Here is a 14,611-nt window from a genome sequence, read left to right as displayed (position 1 = left end):
CTCAATCGAACGCTTCTGCGCTTACAACTCGCCTGCGAAGGTCTAAAATGCCCCGAACTTTTGGTTCAGGACACTAGATTCTTCTTTTGACGCGTTTTCTTGACGCGAACCGGTATCCACTTCGCTGGAAAACGCTCTATACGCCCAAACGCGGATGAACGCGTGAACGGGAAGCTGCGACCAAAGGCAAGGTCCAACAGTTTTCGGACACGCAACGCATGAACCGGCGCCAGTTTGTTTTCGTCATGTCGGGAGCCCTGACACTGCTCGCCGCCACGCGGCCCGGCCGCGCCGAATGCGGCGGCCTCAGCGTCAGGGAATTCGTCGAAACCACCTATTACAAGCAGGCGCGCCTGCACGCCGCCAAGACCCCGCTTGGCAACGACGCCTTCCACGCGCTGTTCTCGCCCGGCATGCGCCGGTTGATGCAGGCGCCGCGGCAATATCCGAAGAACCAGACGATCGGCCCGCTGCTCAACGCCTTCTTCGGCTGGGGCGTGCTGCCGGGCGCCGAGATCAAGGTCGGCAAGGTCGAGCACCATTCCGGCGACGAGATGGGGCCGGCCACCATCCGCGTCGAGATCGAGCATCGCGGCCAGCCGCACCGGATCCTGGTTCACGTCATCGGCCCGGACGACGATTGGCGCATCGCCAACATCATCTATGATTCCGGCAAGAGCCTGCTCGATCATTACCGCTCGATCACCGGTCTTTGAGAGTTAGCCCCATTTGTGAAAAATCAGGAACGCCCCGCCGGCGATCAAGAGAAAACCCAGAGCGTGATTCCAGGCCAGCGGCTCCTTCAGATACAGCGTGGAGAATGCCGCGAACACGACCAGCGTGATCACTTCCTGCATGGTCTTGAGCTGGGCTGCCGAATAGACCGCGCTGCCCCAGCGGTTGGCCGGCACCGCCAGCCAGTATTCGAAAAACGCGATCCCCCAACTCGCCAGAATGATCAGCACCAGCGGGCTTTGCTTGAATTTGAGATGGCCGTACCAGGCAAAGGTCATGAAGACGTTGGAGGCGAACAGCATCAATATCGGCAGGATCTGCGGGGAGACGGTCGGCATCATGTCCTCATGAATTACGTGCGCTAACAAGCGGGCACGGAGCCCGGTTCCAGCCGTTTCGCATAGCATTTGAATTCAAAAACGCGAAAGCTTTGCGCAGGCAGTCAACCCTGTCTTAATGAAAGAAAAAGAAAACCCGCCGCAAAATGAAACATCCGTCACACTGCGTGCCTTATTCTCGACGCAACGGAACGGCCTCAAACGGCCGCTCGATCAACGCCTTGGGAGGCAGCGAGAACCGGCATGTTCGACTGGCGCGCCATCTCCGGTCCGGCTCTGACGACAGCGACGGCGCTCGCCGCCTTCCTGGTCGACCGTTATGTCATTGCGGTCCCGAACCCCGCACCGCTGTTCGTCTGCATCGTGGCATTGGCCAGTTCCATCAGCGGGCTCGCCTCCGGCCTGACCAGCGCCGCGATTGCCGTCGTGTCCTCGGCGCTGTTCTTCCTCAACCATCGCGCCGTGCCGGGCTATGACGCCTCCGACCTGATGCGCATGCTGCTGCTGGCGGCGACCGCGGTCGGAACCGCTGTGATCACCGGGCTGCTGCGGCAAAAATGGATCGACGCCTTCGCCTGGGAGCAGAAGCACCATGCCACCGCGATCCGGCTGTCGGCCGCGCTCGACCAGGTCGATATCGGCATCGTGCTGCTCGATTCCGACACCCGCGCCGAATTCATCAACCGCGCCTTTCGCGACTATTTTTCGCTGTCCGACGAGCAGGCCGACGCCAAGCCGCCGTTCATCGCGCTGATGTATCACGGCCGCGACACCGGCGCCTACGAGCTGCCGGAAGACGAATTGAGCCTCTTCATCGCGCAGCGCACCGAGATGATGCGGGCCGGCGATTCCACGCCGATCAACATCAAGATGGCTGACGGGCAGGTACTGCGCTTTTCCTGCACGGCGCTGCCCGATGGCGGGCGCATGCTGAGCTATACGCCGGTCACCGACCTCGTCCGCCATACCGACGACATCGGCAATGCCGACTATTACCGCTCGCTGCGCGGCGGCGGCGAACGCAGCCTGGCGCGGCACCTGCGCGCCGCCGAATAGCAGCAGCGACGCGGCAAGCCCTCTGCCCGATTGATCCGTTGCGGTGGTGCCTGTAGGCTGGCGCTATCAGCCAGCGCGTCGACGACGCCGCTCCCTTCCCGAATGGAATCGAACATGCCCGGCGACGTAACGATTCGTTTTGTCACAAGACAGGACTACGCAAAATGGCTGCCTTTGTGGGACGGCTACAACGCGTTCTATGAGCGGACGGGACCGACCGCGCTCGATCCCGCCATCACCGCGATGACCTGGGCGCGCTTCTTCGATGCCTACGAGCCGGTGCACGCTTTGGTCGCCGAACGCGACGGCGAGCTGCTCGGGCTGGCGCATTATCTGCTTCACCGCTCAACCACCGCGATCGAGCCGACGTTCTACATGCAGGATCTCTTCACCAGCGAAGCCGCGCGCGGCAAAGGCGTCGGCCGCGCGCTGATCAACGGCGTCTACGAACAGGCCAGGCTCGCCGGATCGCCGCGCGTGTACTGGTTCACCTTCAACACAAATCACACCGCGATGCAGCTTTACGACAAGGTGGCGGAGAAGACCGGGATTGTCGTCTACCGCAAGGTGTTCTGAGAGGCCTGTGGATAAATCCAGATGTCACCGGGGCGTAACAAAGCCCGGTTAGGTTGCGCCTGCGTTTGATCAGGCCCCCCGTCTCGGATCACGCGCCCCCAGCGGCCCCCGTCAGTCGCCGCGTCTGACCGGGGCCGCATCTTTTTTCGCAGCACTTTCATACCCTTTACGCCGAGCTACGCCGGAACTGCTGCTCAGGCATGCCGTGCGCGGTCAGACCGCATCTTGCGGGCTCAGGGGTGCGCGGGCCACAATGCGGCCTCCTCGCCCCACCCCACAGGATCTCCCATGCAAATTCGCAATCTCGGCGGCTCCGGCCTGCGCGTTTCCGCCGTCGGCCTCGGCTGCAACAATTTCGGCCAGCGCACCGACCTCGAAACCTCGCGCAAGGTGATCCACAAGGCGATCGACCTCGGCATCACCCTGTTCGACACCGCCGACATCTATGCCGGGATGGGCGGCTCCGAGACCGTGCTCGGCACCGTGCTCGGCGACCGCCGCAAGGACATCGTGCTGGCGACGAAATATTCCAAGCCGATGAGCACGGACGGCACCAAGCAGGGCGCCTCGCGCCGCTACATCATGTCCGCGGTCGAGGCCAGCCTGACACGGCTGAAGACCGACTACATCGATCTCTACCAGCAGCACGATTATGATCCCTTGACGCCGATCGAGGAGACCATGCGCGCGCTCGACGATCTCGTCCGCCAGGGCAAGGTCCGCTACATCGGCAATTCGAATTTTCCGGCCTGGCGCATCGCCGAGGCCGAACTGGTCGCACGGCAGATGAACGTCAATCGCTTCGTCTCCTGCCAGGACGAATACAGCCTCGTGGTGCGCGACATCGAAAAGGATCTGTTGCCGGCCGCGAAGGAATACAAACTCGGCCTGCTGCCGTTCTTCCCGCTGGCAAGCGGCTTGCTCACCGGCAAATACAAGCGCGGCGCCGCCGCGCCCGACGACACGCGTTTTGCAAAAGCCCCCGCACTCAAGGAGCGTTACGTCACGCCGCGTAATGAAGACATCGTCGAGAAGCTGCAGGCCTTCGCCGACAAGAGCGGCCATACCATGCTCGAGCTCGCCTTCTCCTGGCTCGCCTCGCACCCGCAAGTCTCCAGCGTCATCGCCGGCGCCACCCGCGTCGAACAGGTCGAGCAGAACGTGAAAGCGATCAGCTGGGTGTTGAGCCCGCAGGAACTGGCGGAGATCGATGCGATTACGAAGTAAGGTGCTCCAAAGCATCCACGACGTCGTCCCGGCGAACGCCGGGACCCATAACCACCAGCGGTAATTGTTTTACACGCTGGTCGTTATCTTCCTTTTCCAACAATGCGGGCCGCGGCGTATGGGTCCCGGCCTTCGCCGGGACGACACATCACCCCACCAGCCCCTTCATCGGCTTCACTGACGCACTGTCCGGAAACACCGTTTCCGCCAGCACGCGCTCGGCCAGGCCGAACTGATCCTGCAGCACGCCTTTCATGATGGCGCGGAGGTCCGTGGTCGGGGCGAGGTCGCGGGCCTGATAGAGATTGGCTACCTTCAGGCCGGGCCAGTCCGAGATCACCCGGCCGCCCTTCACCGCGCCGCCGGCGAGCAGCGCCACGGTGCCGGTGCCATGGTCGGTGCCTGCGGTGCCGTTGATGCGCGCGGTGCGGCCAAATTCTGTGACGACCACCACGACGGTGTCGCGCCAGCGTGCCCCTAAGCCACTTTCGAATTCCGCGAGCGCGCCGTCGAGGCCCGACAGCAACTGCGCCAGACGTCCGACCGGTCCGCCTTCATTGGCGTGGGTATCCCAGCCGTCGAAGGCGAGCGCGCCGATCCGCGGGCCGTCATCGGCCGCCATCAGCTTGGCGGCGCCGCGCGCCACCAGCCGCATCGCACCTGCGCCATTGGTGCCCGGCTTCGGCTTCATGTCGTCGCCTTGCGCGGCCTTGTCGAGCGCGAGCCCTTGCGTCAGCGCCGCCGCCAGCGCCGGATCGCGGTGGCGATAGAGTTCGATCAGGCGCATTGCGGTGTCCTCGGCGGCCTGCGGCAGCGCCACCGGGGTCCAGCCGACGGTCGGCGCCGCGCCGCGCAGCACCAGCGGCGTGGTCGGGCCGACGCCGAGCGCGCTCATCACGCGTTCGCCCTTCGGCAATGATTCCAGCGCGCGGTTGAGCCAGCCCGATTGCACCCGGCCCGGACCGGCAAAGCCGCTTTCGAGCACATCCTGCCCGTCGAAATGCGAGCGCTCGCGATAGGAGGTCGCGACCGCATGAATCACCGCGGCCTGCTTCTGGCGGTACATCCGCGCGAATTCAGGCATCGCCGGATGCAGCGCGAAGAACGAATCCAGCATCAGCGCGGCGTTGGGTCCGCTCGACGTCAGCGCGATCGAGCCATGCAGGCCGGCATAATCGGGGTCGCCGATCGGCGCGACGGTCGCAAGGCCATCCAGCGCACCGCGCAGGATGACGACGACCAGACGTGGATCGCGACCATCGGCAGCACGCGCGAATTTCGGCAAATAAGCCCAGGCCGCAAAGGAAGCGCCGCCGAGCAGCACCGCGCGGCGCGAGGGAGACGTCAGGCTTTCGCAACAATCCGTTGTCATTACCCTTGATGTCGTTTCCATTGGCGTCATCTCCTCTGGAATTCCGGCGACATCAATAGCAGCGCCAGCGCCTGCTGCCGCGACTCCGCGCGCTCGACGGCGCGCCTTGTTTCCATCGACGCTGCGTCGGCGGCGACGAGTTCAAGCAGGTCGCGCGGATCGATGGTGTCGGCGAGGCGCGAGGCGATCTGCGCCGATATATCGAGCCGCAGCTTCATGCCCTCAGGGGCGGCCCATGCCGCATTGCTGTCGGGAAAACCGTTCGGGCCGGCGGGCGCCCATAATGGCTGACCCAGCACGTTGAGGCCGTTGAGATAGCGGCTGGGATCGCCGGGGATTTGCGCCAGCAAGCGGCCGCTCGCGACCAGGAATTCATACGGCGAGCGCACTTTGGTCAGCGGCGCCTTCCAGGCTTCGTCGGAATCAACCAGCGCCGTCGCCAGCGCCTTGAGATCGCCGTCGGTCTTGCCGAACACATCGGCCAGCCGCGCCACCAGCGCCGGCGGCGGATCGTCGGCGACGAAATGGCGGACGAATTTGGTGGCGATGAATTTTGCGGCCGAGGGATGCCGCGCGATATCCGCCAGCACCGCCTCGCCCTGCGCCACGCCATCGGACTCGTAGCTCTTGCCCATCACGCGCTGCGCGCCCGGCTGGTGCGCGTTGGCGTTGAAGACGAAGGTGCCGGGCGCGCCGAGCTGGCCCTGCCGTCCGGCATAGGTCCACCCCGTGATGATGCGCGCCAGCGACGTCACGTCGTCCTGCGAATAGCCGCCGCCGACGCCGAGCGTATGCAGCTCCAGGATTTCGCGCGCGAGATTTTCGTTCAGGCCGCGGTTGCGGTTTTTTCCGGCGCGCGAATCCGGACCCAGCGATTGCTGGTTGTCGAGAAAGAACAGCATCGCCGGATGCTGCTCGACCGCCTTCAGCATGTCGCCGAAGCGTCCGAGCACGAAGGGCCGGATCGCTTCACGCTCGAACGAGCCCGCCCACATCCGCGCCACCCCGCCCTTGTTGGCGGAGATGCAAAAATGATTGGACCAGAACACGACAAGCCGCTCGGTGAACCCGCAATCGGCGATGATCGCCCGCTGCAGCCGCGCCAGCGCTTCGGCCCGAAACGTCTTCTGGATGATGTTGAGCGGTTGCGGCGGCGGTCTTGGCGCATTTGGCTGCGTCGTCTCGGGAGACATCGCCGCGGGCGACGCGTTCGGCGCGGCGGCGTTTTCCTGCGGCTTCGCCGGTGGCTCCCTCGGCGCCATGTCCATGGCAATGCTGTTGAGCGACAGGTTTCGCCGTTGCCCTTTCGCATCGACAGGCGGTTGCGGCCCTTCGGTCACGGCTGACGGCGCGGATTTGGAAGCCGCGTCGCGCGCCTGCTGGATCTCGAACTGATAGTCGAACACCGCCTTGCCGAGCGCCGAGGTCGACGACAGGCCGGGCACTTCGAGCAGCACCCCATTGGGCCGGCTCATCTCCGCCTTGACGAAGCCACGGGGATCAGAAGCCGCGTTGACGAAATCGCCGGATGCGCCGCCGCGCGCGCCGAATCCGAAGCGATTGAGCGCCACCAATGCGGCTTGCGAATCGCGGGCCATCGGATTTCCCTCAGCACGTCCCCGGTATATGATTTGCGCGATCATAACGCCTTTCGGGATGAACCCCGAATTAAAACCCGGTTAGAAAACGCCCCGTTTCATGCCAAATCGGTCAGACAATCCTCCCTCGCGGCGCCTCGCCTGCGCCGGCTGCGGCACCGAGTTCTCCTGCAGCCTGTCCGGGCCGTGCTGGTGCAGCGAGGAAACGTTCCGGATGCCGATGCCGCTGGACGGCAGCGATTGCCTGTGCCCGGCTTGCCTGCGCAAGGCGGCGGCGAGCGCCTCGAGCGCGGCCGCGACGTGACCGGCGAATGGGACGTCCGGGCCGTTCTGCTCGACATGGATGGAACGCTGCTCGACACCGAGCGGGTTTACTTCGACAGCCTGGTCTCGGCGCTCGGCGCGTTCGGTTATACCGACGATGTCGAGACGCTGTGCCATGCGATGGTCGGCCTGCCCGGTCCGGACTGCGAGGCCATGCTCCATGCGCGCTATGGCGAGGACTTTCCGCTGCCCGCGATCAACGAGGCCTTCATCGCACGGCGCGACGAAATTCTTGGCGCCGGCTTGCCGCTGAAGCGCGGCGCCGTCGAATTGCTCGATGCGTTGCAGGGAAGCGAATGCCCGATGGCGATCGTGACCTCGTCGTCGCGTCGCACGGCGGACGCGCATTTGACGCTGGCCGGAATCCGCAGCCGTTTCGACCATATCCTGACTCGCGACGACGTCACGCGCGGCAAGCCGAGCCCTGATCTGTATCTGCTGGCGGCGTCCAGGCTCGGCCTGAACCCGGAGTTCTGCGTGGCCGTCGAGGATTCCAATCATGGCGTGACATCCGCGCATGCCGCGGGCGCGATCACGATCATGGTGCCTGATATGGCGCCGCCGACGGACGAATCGCGCGCGCGATGCGCGGCAGTGGTGGACGATCTTGGCGCGGTGCTTGAGGTGCTGCGAACGCGCGGTGGGTTTAAGTGCCACTCCAAATACTTCCGTCGTCCCGGCGAAGGCCGGGACCCATAGCCACCAACGTTTGTTTTGCGGAAGGTGTCAGCCACTCTGCATTATCGATAGATCACGCGGTATGGGTCCCCCGATGCGCAATTGCGCATCGGCCTTCGCCGGGACGACTCGGTGAGGAACACGAAAACAGCTATCGCGCCCGCGACTTTCTCCGCCCCGGCAGCGCCGCCTTGGTCAGCGCATGCGCGGCTTGACCTGCGGTCTCCATATAGCTGGGATCACGGTGCAGCAGGACGACGGCGAACGATCCATCCAGCAACAGCAATATCTGCCGGGCGAGCTGCGATGCTTCGGCGATCCCGGCGGCCTCGAACGTGGCGCGCAGCCAGTGCTCGAACTTCTTCTTGTGGGCGGCGCCGATCTTCATCGCGGGATGGCCGGGCATGTTGGCCAGTTCCGCCGAGGTGCGCAGGAAGCCGCACCCCTTCCATTTGGGATGCCGGGCCGAGCGGGCGAGATTGCGAAAAATCCGTTCGATTTTTACCGGCAATCCGCCGTCGGCCTCCGCGAACCATTGCTTGAACAGCGCGAGATTGGGCTGGTCGCGGCCGGCCAGATAGGCCGCCACGAGGTCATCCTTGCTCTTGAAATGATAGTACAGCGTCCGCTTGGTGACGCCGGCCTTCGCCGCCACGGCGTCGACGCTCACGCCGCGAATACCGTCGGCGTAAAACAGCGCGTTTGCCGCCGAAACGATCCGCTCGCGCGTCGGAGTTTCCGATTTCGCCATGGCTCTATGTATACCGACCAGTGAATATATACAATGCGATGCCGCGCCTAAGGTGCCACCGACACCGACATTTGCGGAGACCATCATGTCCGACGCCGTGCTGCTCGAACCCAACGACGCGATTGCGCTGATCACGCTCAACCGGCCCGACCAACTCAACGCGCTGAACTACGATCTGATCGATCGCCTGATGGCCGCGCTCGACAGCATCGAGACCGATGCCGGCATTGGCGCCGTGATCCTCACAGGCGCCGGCGAGCGGGCGTTCTCGGCAGGCGCCGACATCAAGGAGTTTTCGGGCAGCGTTCGGCAGGGCCCGAACGCGGCGATACGCGACTTTGTCCGGCGCGGACAGGCGATGACCGCGCGCCTCGAAGCGTTCCGAAAACCCGTGATCGCCGCGGTCAATGGCTTGGCATTCGGCGGCGGATGCGAGATCACCGAGGCGGTGCATCTGGCCATCGCCAGCGACCGGGCGCAATTTGCAAAACCGGAAATCAATCTCGGCATGCCGCCGACCTTCGGCGGAACCCAGCGGCTGCCGCGGCTGGCCGGGCGCAAGCGCGCGCTGGAGCTGCTATTGACCGGCGATGCCTTTTCGCCCGCGCGGGCGCTGGAGATCGGGCTCGTCAATTCAGTCGTGCCGCATGATGAATTGCTGCCGGCGGCGCGCCAACTGGCGGCGCGCATCATGCGTCACTCGCCGCTTGCGGTCGGCAGCATCATCACGTCAGTCACCCGCGGATTGAACATGGCCATCGGCGAAGGACTGCAAGTCGAGAGCGAGCAGTTCGCGGCCATGGTGCCGACCAGCGACCTCCACGAAGGCCTGGCCGCGTGGAGCGAGCGGCGGCCGCCGAGCTATGGCCGGTGACCGTCACCTACGCCGCGTCATTGCGAGGAGCGAAGCGACGAAGCAATCCATTCTTTCTTCGCGCGGTGAGATGGATTGCTTCGCTGCGCTCGCAATGACGCCTTGGCTACACCGCATATCCCGGCGATCTTCGCGCCATGCCGTCGAAAGCGTCGAGCAGCCGCTCGCGCCAGGCATAGACCGGATCGTCTACTTTAAGCAGCTTGAACGGGCTGACCACGCGCGCCCACTGAAACCCGCCGAACACGATGTAGTCCGCATAGTTCGGCTGCCCGCCGCCGAGATAGGATTGCGTCTTCAGGGTCAGCCGCAACGGGTCGAGCGATTTGCGAAAGCCTTCGACCGCCTCGTCGCGGCCCGCCACCACTTCTTCCAGCGGCTTGCCGAAGCGCACTTCCCGTGACTTGCGGAAATAGGCGGCGTCCACCGGCTTCAGGTTCAAGGGGATGTCGGCGACGATCATCGGAGACAAGCCGCCGATCACGGTGACATCGCCCCAGCAGTTCAGCATGCGGGCCATCGCACGGCCGCCCTCGCCGCCGAACAGCGACGGCCGGTCCGGAAATTTGTCTTCGAGATAGTTCGCGATCGTCCAGGAATCGACGACAGAGGTTTCGCCGTCGAGCAGCACCGGCACCCTTTCGGATCCGTGCGGCGCGATCGCGTCCTTTTCCGTAAAACACCACGGGATGGTTTCCGCGGAAAGCCCCTTATGCGCCAGCGCCATCCGAGTCCGCCAGCAGTACGGACTGAAGGGGCGCGCGGCGTCGGCGCCGACGAGTTCGAAGAGTTTGAGAGTCATATTGCGCGCCAGTTTGAAACACAGCTGCCAGACTAACCGTCATTGCGAGGAGCGCAAGCGACGAAGCAATCCATCTATCCCCGAGCGGAGATATGGATTGCTTCGCGGAGCCTGTCATCGGGCGCGCATTCGCGCGACCCGTTGGCTCGCAATGACGTGGATGGAGTGGCGCGCAAACTTACCGCACCACCGCCGCGGTCTGGCCGAACAGCACCCGGCGCTCTTCCTCGGTGCGGTTGACCGGCTGGCCGAAATTCGGATTGACCTCTTTGGCCAGCGCGTAGGCGCGCTCGGTCGCGGGCCGCGCGCGGATGGTTTCCAGCCAGCGCTTCAGATGCGGGAAGTCGTCGATATTCTGTTCCTGGTTCTTGTAGGGCACGATCCAGGGATAGCTCGCCATGTCGGCGATCGAGTAATCGCCGGCGATGAATTCGCGGTCGGCGAGGCGCTTGTTGAGCACGCCGTAGAGCCGGTTCGTTTCATTCACGTAGCGGTCGATGGCGTATTTGATTTTTTCCTGGGCGTAGTTGCGGAAATGGTGGTTCTGCCCGGCCATCGGCCCGAGCCCGCCCATCTGCCAGAACGTCCACTGGATGGCGTCGTAGCGGCCATAGAGATCTGATGGCAGGAATTTTCCGGTCTTCTCCGCCAGGTACAGCAGCATCGCGCCCGACTCGAACACCGAAATCGGCTGAGCCCCACCCTTCGGCTCATGATCGACCATCGCGGGAATCCGGTTGTTCGGCGCGATCGCCAGAAACTCCGGCTTGAACTGTTCGCCCTTGCCGATCTGCACCGGGAAGATCTTGTACTTCAGCCCGGTCTCTTCGAGGAACATCGTGATCTTGTGGCCGTTCGGCGTGGTCCAGTAATGAAGGTCGATCATTGGCACGGTCCCGCGTTAAGGAAATTGCACGCATCGCAAAAAGGATGCGGATGCATGAATGTGGTCGGGTCGCGCCGTGAAGTCAATGGCGATGGGACGATGCGCGCGAATGTGATGACTTCCCGCACGCGCGAGAAACGATCAGTTCGCCCGGCCGTGTTCCCGCAGGAAATTCTTGCCGCCTTCGGTAATCGCGACGCGCACGCCCAGGCCTTCGACCGGCTGGCGCGCGACATAGCCGCGATCCACCGCGTCTTCCCAGATCGTCAGCCGCGGGCATGAGGTCCGCCAGGTCTCGATCACTTCGGCGTAAAGCCGCGGCTCGCGCGCCACCCATTCGACGAGATCGAGCACCAGTGCGTCTGTCGTCTCGGTCATCGGGCCCTCCTTCAAAATCTCGACTAGAAAGCCATCGCGCTCGAGCGCGTGACCAGGAGCCAGCCGCCATAGAGGATGTAATAGCTGGCGACCGTCGTGATCAGCCGTCCGGCCCAGGTGCGGAACTGCGCGTCGCTCATCGCTTCCAGGATGCGCCGCGCCAGCGTGGTGCCGAGCATCGAGGCCGCGATCGCAACCAGCGCCAGCACCGGATCGAGCGTCGCCGCCTGATCGATGATGCCGCCGAAATAGACCAGCTTGACGAGATGGCTCGCGACCTGGCAGGTCGCCTTGGTCGCGACGATCTCGCGGCGGTCGAACTTGCCGCCGAGGAAGAACGTATCCATCAGCGGGCCGGATACGCCGGTCATCAGCATCAGGCCCATGCAGATGAAGCCGTAGAAACTGCCCTGCCAGATGCTGTCAGGGTCCGGCTTCAGATTCGCCGGCATCAGCCGCGCCATGAACGGCGTGACCCCGAGCAGCAGCAGCGCGATCGGCTTGTCCGGCACATAGCGGGTCAGCGACCAGAGCCCGAGCGCCAGCGCGCAGCCGATCAGATACACGAACACCGGCCGCCAGCGGATATGCGCGCGCCACAGGAAGGCACGCCAGCCATTGGACGCCATCTGCGTGATCGCATGCAGCACCATCGCCGTCGGCAACGGCATCAGGGCCAGCAGCACGCCGATCAGGATCATGCCGCCGGCCATGCCGAACAGGCCCGACAGGAAAGCTGTCGCGACCATCAACAAGCCAAGTGCTGCGATCAAAAGCGGCGTCATCGAAATCTCCTTGTTACTGTTTTGCCGCGCTTGGACGGCGCGTGCAAACTGAGTTATCTTGCCCTGGCATCAGTTTTCCTGAGGGTTCGAATGCGACGGCTGCTCTTCCTCAACGGCATCAAGGCGTTCGAGGCTGCGGCGCGCAGCGGCAGCTTTGCGGCGGCAGGTAGCGAACTCAACGTCTCGGCGGCGGCGGTCAGCCGGATGGTGCATCTCCTGGAAGACCGGCTCGGCGTGGCGCTGTTCGAGCGCAAGGCCAACCGCCTGGTGACGACGGCCGCCGGTCGCACCTATCAGAGCGGGCTGACGCCGATCTTCGACGCGCTGGCGAGCCTGACCGCGCAGATCACGGCGCCCTCCAGCGTCCGCGTGCTGACCATCGGCGTCGGGCCGACCTTTGCGATGCGCTGGCTGATCCCGCGGCTGGCGGATTTTCACAAGCAGGAACCCAACATCGACGTGCGCATCACCACCGGCGGCGCGGCCGCCCCGTTCGGCGAGGACTGGAGCTGCGGCATCCAGCTCGGCGACGGCGAATGGCCGGGGCTGATCGCCGAGCCGCTGTTCGCGGCCGACCTGTTGCCGGTCTGCGCGCCCCGCCTTGCCAGCTCGCTCAAGCGGCCCGGCGATCTGAAGGGGCCCACGCTGCTGCGCGTCGCGCATTCGCCCGACGACTGGCCGTCATGGCTGAAGGCGGCAAGCGTCGCCCGCGCCAGCGCGCGCGGACCGGAGTTTCAATTCTACGGCCAGGCGCTGCAGGCCGCGGTCGACGGCCTCGGCATCGCGATGGGCATCCGCCCCTATATCGACGACGACCTCGCCGCGGGACGGCTGGTGGCGCCGTTTACGCTGAGCGTGCCCAAGGGCATGCGCTGGTATCTGGTCTATCGCGAATTCCGCACCGGCCAGCGCGACTTCGTCGCATTCCGGCGCTGGGTCATCCGCGCGGCCGCCGAGCCCGCCGCCCGCCGCAAGGGCCCGCGCCATGCCAACTGAACGCATCGACACGCTTGTGATCGGCGGCGGCCAGGCCGGGCTTGTCATGAGCTACCGGCTCAAGCAGCGCGGCATTGCGCATCTGGTGCTGGAGCGGGCGCGGATTGCCGAGCGCTGGCGCAGCGAGCGCTGGGACGGGCTGAAATTCCAGTTTCCGAACTGGTCGGTGCAGCTGCCGGATTTTGCCTTTCCGCACAGCGATCCCGACGCCTTCGCCACATCAGGCGAGATCGTGGAGTTCATCGACGCCTTTGCGGAATTCGTCGCACCGCCGATCCGCTGCGGCGTCGAGGTGACGCATTTGAAACGCGGCGACGCCGGCTTCATCGCCGAGTGCACGGATGGCGCCATCGAGGCCAACAACGTCGTGGTCGCGACCGGGCCCTATCAGCAGCCGCTAATGCCGGATCTGCTGCGCGATGATCCGGTGTTTCAGATCCATGCCAGCGGCTACAAAAATCCCGACCAGCTGCCACCGGGCGCCGTGCTGGTGGTTGGCGCAGGCGCGTCCGGCGCGCAGATCGCCGACGAACTGCATCGCGCCGGCCGCCGCGTTTTTCTTTCGGTCGGCCAGCACACCCGCATGCCGCGCCGTTACCGCGGGCAGGACCTGACCTGGTGGTTCGGCGCCCTTCGCCTGTTCGATATGACGGCGGAGCAGCGCGGGCCGATCCGGGTCAACCCGTCGATCACGGGCGCCTATGGCGGCTACACCATCGACTTCCGTCGATTCGCCGCCGACGGCATCACGCTGCTGGGAAGGGTTTTCGCGGCGCGCGACGGCGTGCTCGAGATTGCCGCTGGTCTCGCCGAAAATCTCGCCAACGGGGATCTCTATTATGCAGGGTTCCTCGACATGCTGGATGCGCATGTCGAACAGCACGGCCTCCACCTGCCTGCTGATCCCGCCGCCCGGACTGATCTGGCCGATCCGCCCTGCGTCACCGAGCCGATCCGGCGCCTCGACCTCGGCAAGGAAGATGTCCATGCGGTGATCTGGGCCACCGGCTACGGCGTCGATTTCAGCTGGATCGACCTACCGGTCCGGGATGACAGCGGGGAACCGGTCCATCGGGGCGGCGTGTCAGAGGTAGCGGGGCTCTATTTCCTCGGCCTGCCCTATCTGTCGAAGCTGTACTCCGCCTTTTTGTCGGGCGTCGGCGACGATGCCGCCGTGCTCGCCGATCACATTGCCGCCCGACGCTGAAGTTCCCGCTTCCGCAAAAATGCCGCGA

At 64.7% G+C, this 14,611-nt stretch carries 17 protein-coding genes; 9 read left to right on the top strand and 8 right to left on the bottom strand.

What is annotated here, in order from left to right; translation table 11 throughout:
• Positions 1 to 218 precede the first annotated feature (218 nt).
• Positions 219 to 716, top strand: a complete 498-nt coding sequence (locus tag JQ629_RS33480) for a hypothetical protein (RefSeq protein ID WP_212390464.1) — start codon at positions 219 to 221, stop codon at positions 714 to 716.
• Positions 717 to 719: 3 nt separating this feature from the next.
• Here JQ629_RS33480 and JQ629_RS33475 read toward each other — a convergent pair whose 3' ends face one another.
• The gene (locus JQ629_RS33475) at positions 720 to 1,073 is read right to left on the bottom strand and encodes a DMT family protein (protein ID WP_212034284.1); all 354 of its coding nucleotides are present in this window, start codon (positions 1,071 to 1,073) and stop codon (positions 720 to 722) included.
• 243 nt (positions 1,074 to 1,316) lie between these two features.
• Here JQ629_RS33475 and JQ629_RS33470 point away from each other — a divergent pair, with 243 nt between their 5' ends.
• From JQ629_RS33470 to JQ629_RS33460, 3 genes are all read left to right on the top strand, one after another.
• Positions 1,317 to 2,129: a PAS domain-containing protein gene (locus tag JQ629_RS33470; protein WP_212416234.1), complete on the top strand. Its 813-nt coding sequence runs from the start codon at positions 1,317 to 1,319 to the stop codon at positions 2,127 to 2,129.
• Positions 2,130 to 2,243: 114 nt separating this feature from the next.
• On the top strand, positions 2,244 to 2,705 hold the full coding sequence (locus JQ629_RS33465; RefSeq protein WP_212416233.1) for a GNAT family N-acetyltransferase: 462 nt from the start codon (positions 2,244 to 2,246) through the stop codon (positions 2,703 to 2,705).
• Positions 2,706 to 2,993: 288 nt separating this feature from the next.
• Complete coding sequence (locus JQ629_RS33460; RefSeq protein WP_212416232.1) at positions 2,994 to 3,932, top strand: aldo/keto reductase; 939 nt, start codon at positions 2,994 to 2,996, stop codon at positions 3,930 to 3,932.
• Between the two features lie 148 nt (positions 3,933 to 4,080).
• Here JQ629_RS33460 and JQ629_RS33455 read toward each other — a convergent pair whose 3' ends face one another.
• On the bottom strand, positions 4,081 to 5,304 hold the full coding sequence (locus tag JQ629_RS33455) for a DUF1501 domain-containing protein (protein ID WP_212416237.1): 1,224 nt from the start codon (positions 5,302 to 5,304) through the stop codon (positions 4,081 to 4,083).
• A 26-nt stretch (positions 5,305 to 5,330) separates the two neighbouring features.
• Positions 5,331 to 6,902: a DUF1800 domain-containing protein gene (locus JQ629_RS33450; RefSeq protein WP_212416231.1), complete on the bottom strand. Its 1,572-nt coding sequence runs from the start codon at positions 6,900 to 6,902 to the stop codon at positions 5,331 to 5,333.
• 100 nt (positions 6,903 to 7,002) lie between these two features.
• Between JQ629_RS33450 and JQ629_RS37370 the strand changes: the two genes are divergently transcribed.
• Positions 7,003 to 7,206 (top strand): cysteine-rich CWC family protein, encoded by a 204-nt coding sequence (locus JQ629_RS37370; protein WP_249133849.1) that lies wholly within the window; start codon positions 7,003 to 7,005, stop codon positions 7,204 to 7,206.
• A complete protein-coding gene (locus JQ629_RS33445; RefSeq protein ID WP_212416236.1) occupies positions 7,203 to 7,925 on the top strand; it encodes an HAD family hydrolase in 723 nt (240 codons plus the stop codon). The genes JQ629_RS37370 and JQ629_RS33445 overlap by 4 nt, the downstream gene beginning before the upstream one ends.
• Positions 7,926 to 8,055: 130 nt before the next feature.
• On the opposite strand, the gene JQ629_RS33440 is transcribed toward JQ629_RS33445, so the two are convergent.
• Positions 8,056 to 8,655: a TetR/AcrR family transcriptional regulator gene (locus JQ629_RS33440; RefSeq protein WP_212416230.1), complete on the bottom strand. Its 600-nt coding sequence runs from the start codon at positions 8,653 to 8,655 to the stop codon at positions 8,056 to 8,058.
• Between the two features lie 85 nt (positions 8,656 to 8,740).
• On the opposite strand from JQ629_RS33440, the gene JQ629_RS33435 reads away from it, so the two are divergent.
• Positions 8,741 to 9,529: a crotonase/enoyl-CoA hydratase family protein gene (locus JQ629_RS33435; RefSeq protein WP_212416229.1), complete on the top strand. Its 789-nt coding sequence runs from the start codon at positions 8,741 to 8,743 to the stop codon at positions 9,527 to 9,529.
• Between the two features lie 106 nt (positions 9,530 to 9,635).
• On the opposite strand, the gene JQ629_RS33430 is transcribed toward JQ629_RS33435, so the two are convergent.
• From JQ629_RS33430 to JQ629_RS33415, 4 genes are all read right to left on the bottom strand, one after another.
• On the bottom strand, positions 9,636 to 10,331 hold the full coding sequence (locus JQ629_RS33430; RefSeq protein WP_212416228.1) for a glutathione S-transferase family protein: 696 nt from the start codon (positions 10,329 to 10,331) through the stop codon (positions 9,636 to 9,638).
• Between the two features lie 178 nt (positions 10,332 to 10,509).
• Positions 10,510 to 11,217 carry a glutathione binding-like protein gene (locus JQ629_RS33425; protein WP_212416227.1) on the bottom strand — a complete coding sequence of 236 codons (708 nt, stop codon included), beginning with the start codon at positions 11,215 to 11,217 and terminating at the stop codon, positions 10,510 to 10,512.
• Positions 11,218 to 11,358: 141 nt separating this feature from the next.
• Entirely contained in the window at positions 11,359 to 11,595 is a 237-nt protein-coding gene (locus JQ629_RS33420; protein ID WP_212416226.1) for a hypothetical protein, read from the bottom strand.
• Between the two features lie 23 nt (positions 11,596 to 11,618).
• Complete coding sequence (locus JQ629_RS33415) at positions 11,619 to 12,380, bottom strand: sulfite exporter TauE/SafE family protein (RefSeq protein WP_212390471.1); 762 nt, start codon at positions 12,378 to 12,380, stop codon at positions 11,619 to 11,621.
• A gap of 90 nt (positions 12,381 to 12,470) precedes the next feature.
• Here JQ629_RS33415 and JQ629_RS33410 point away from each other — a divergent pair, with 90 nt between their 5' ends.
• Positions 12,471 to 13,376 (top strand): LysR substrate-binding domain-containing protein, encoded by a 906-nt coding sequence (locus JQ629_RS33410; RefSeq protein ID WP_212416225.1) that lies wholly within the window; start codon positions 12,471 to 12,473, stop codon positions 13,374 to 13,376.
• Positions 13,366 to 14,583, top strand: a complete 1,218-nt coding sequence (locus JQ629_RS33405) for an NAD(P)-binding domain-containing protein (RefSeq protein ID WP_212416224.1) — start codon at positions 13,366 to 13,368, stop codon at positions 14,581 to 14,583. Before JQ629_RS33410 ends, JQ629_RS33405 begins: the two co-directional genes overlap by 11 nt.
• Positions 14,584 to 14,611 lie beyond the last annotated feature (28 nt).

Source organism: Bradyrhizobium sp. AUGA SZCCT0222 (assembly GCF_018130205.1).
Taxonomy (GTDB): Bacteria; Pseudomonadota; Alphaproteobacteria; order Rhizobiales; family Xanthobacteraceae; genus Bradyrhizobium.
Note: the sequence above shows the minus strand (reverse complement) of the source record. Positions and strands in the feature narration are given on the sequence as shown.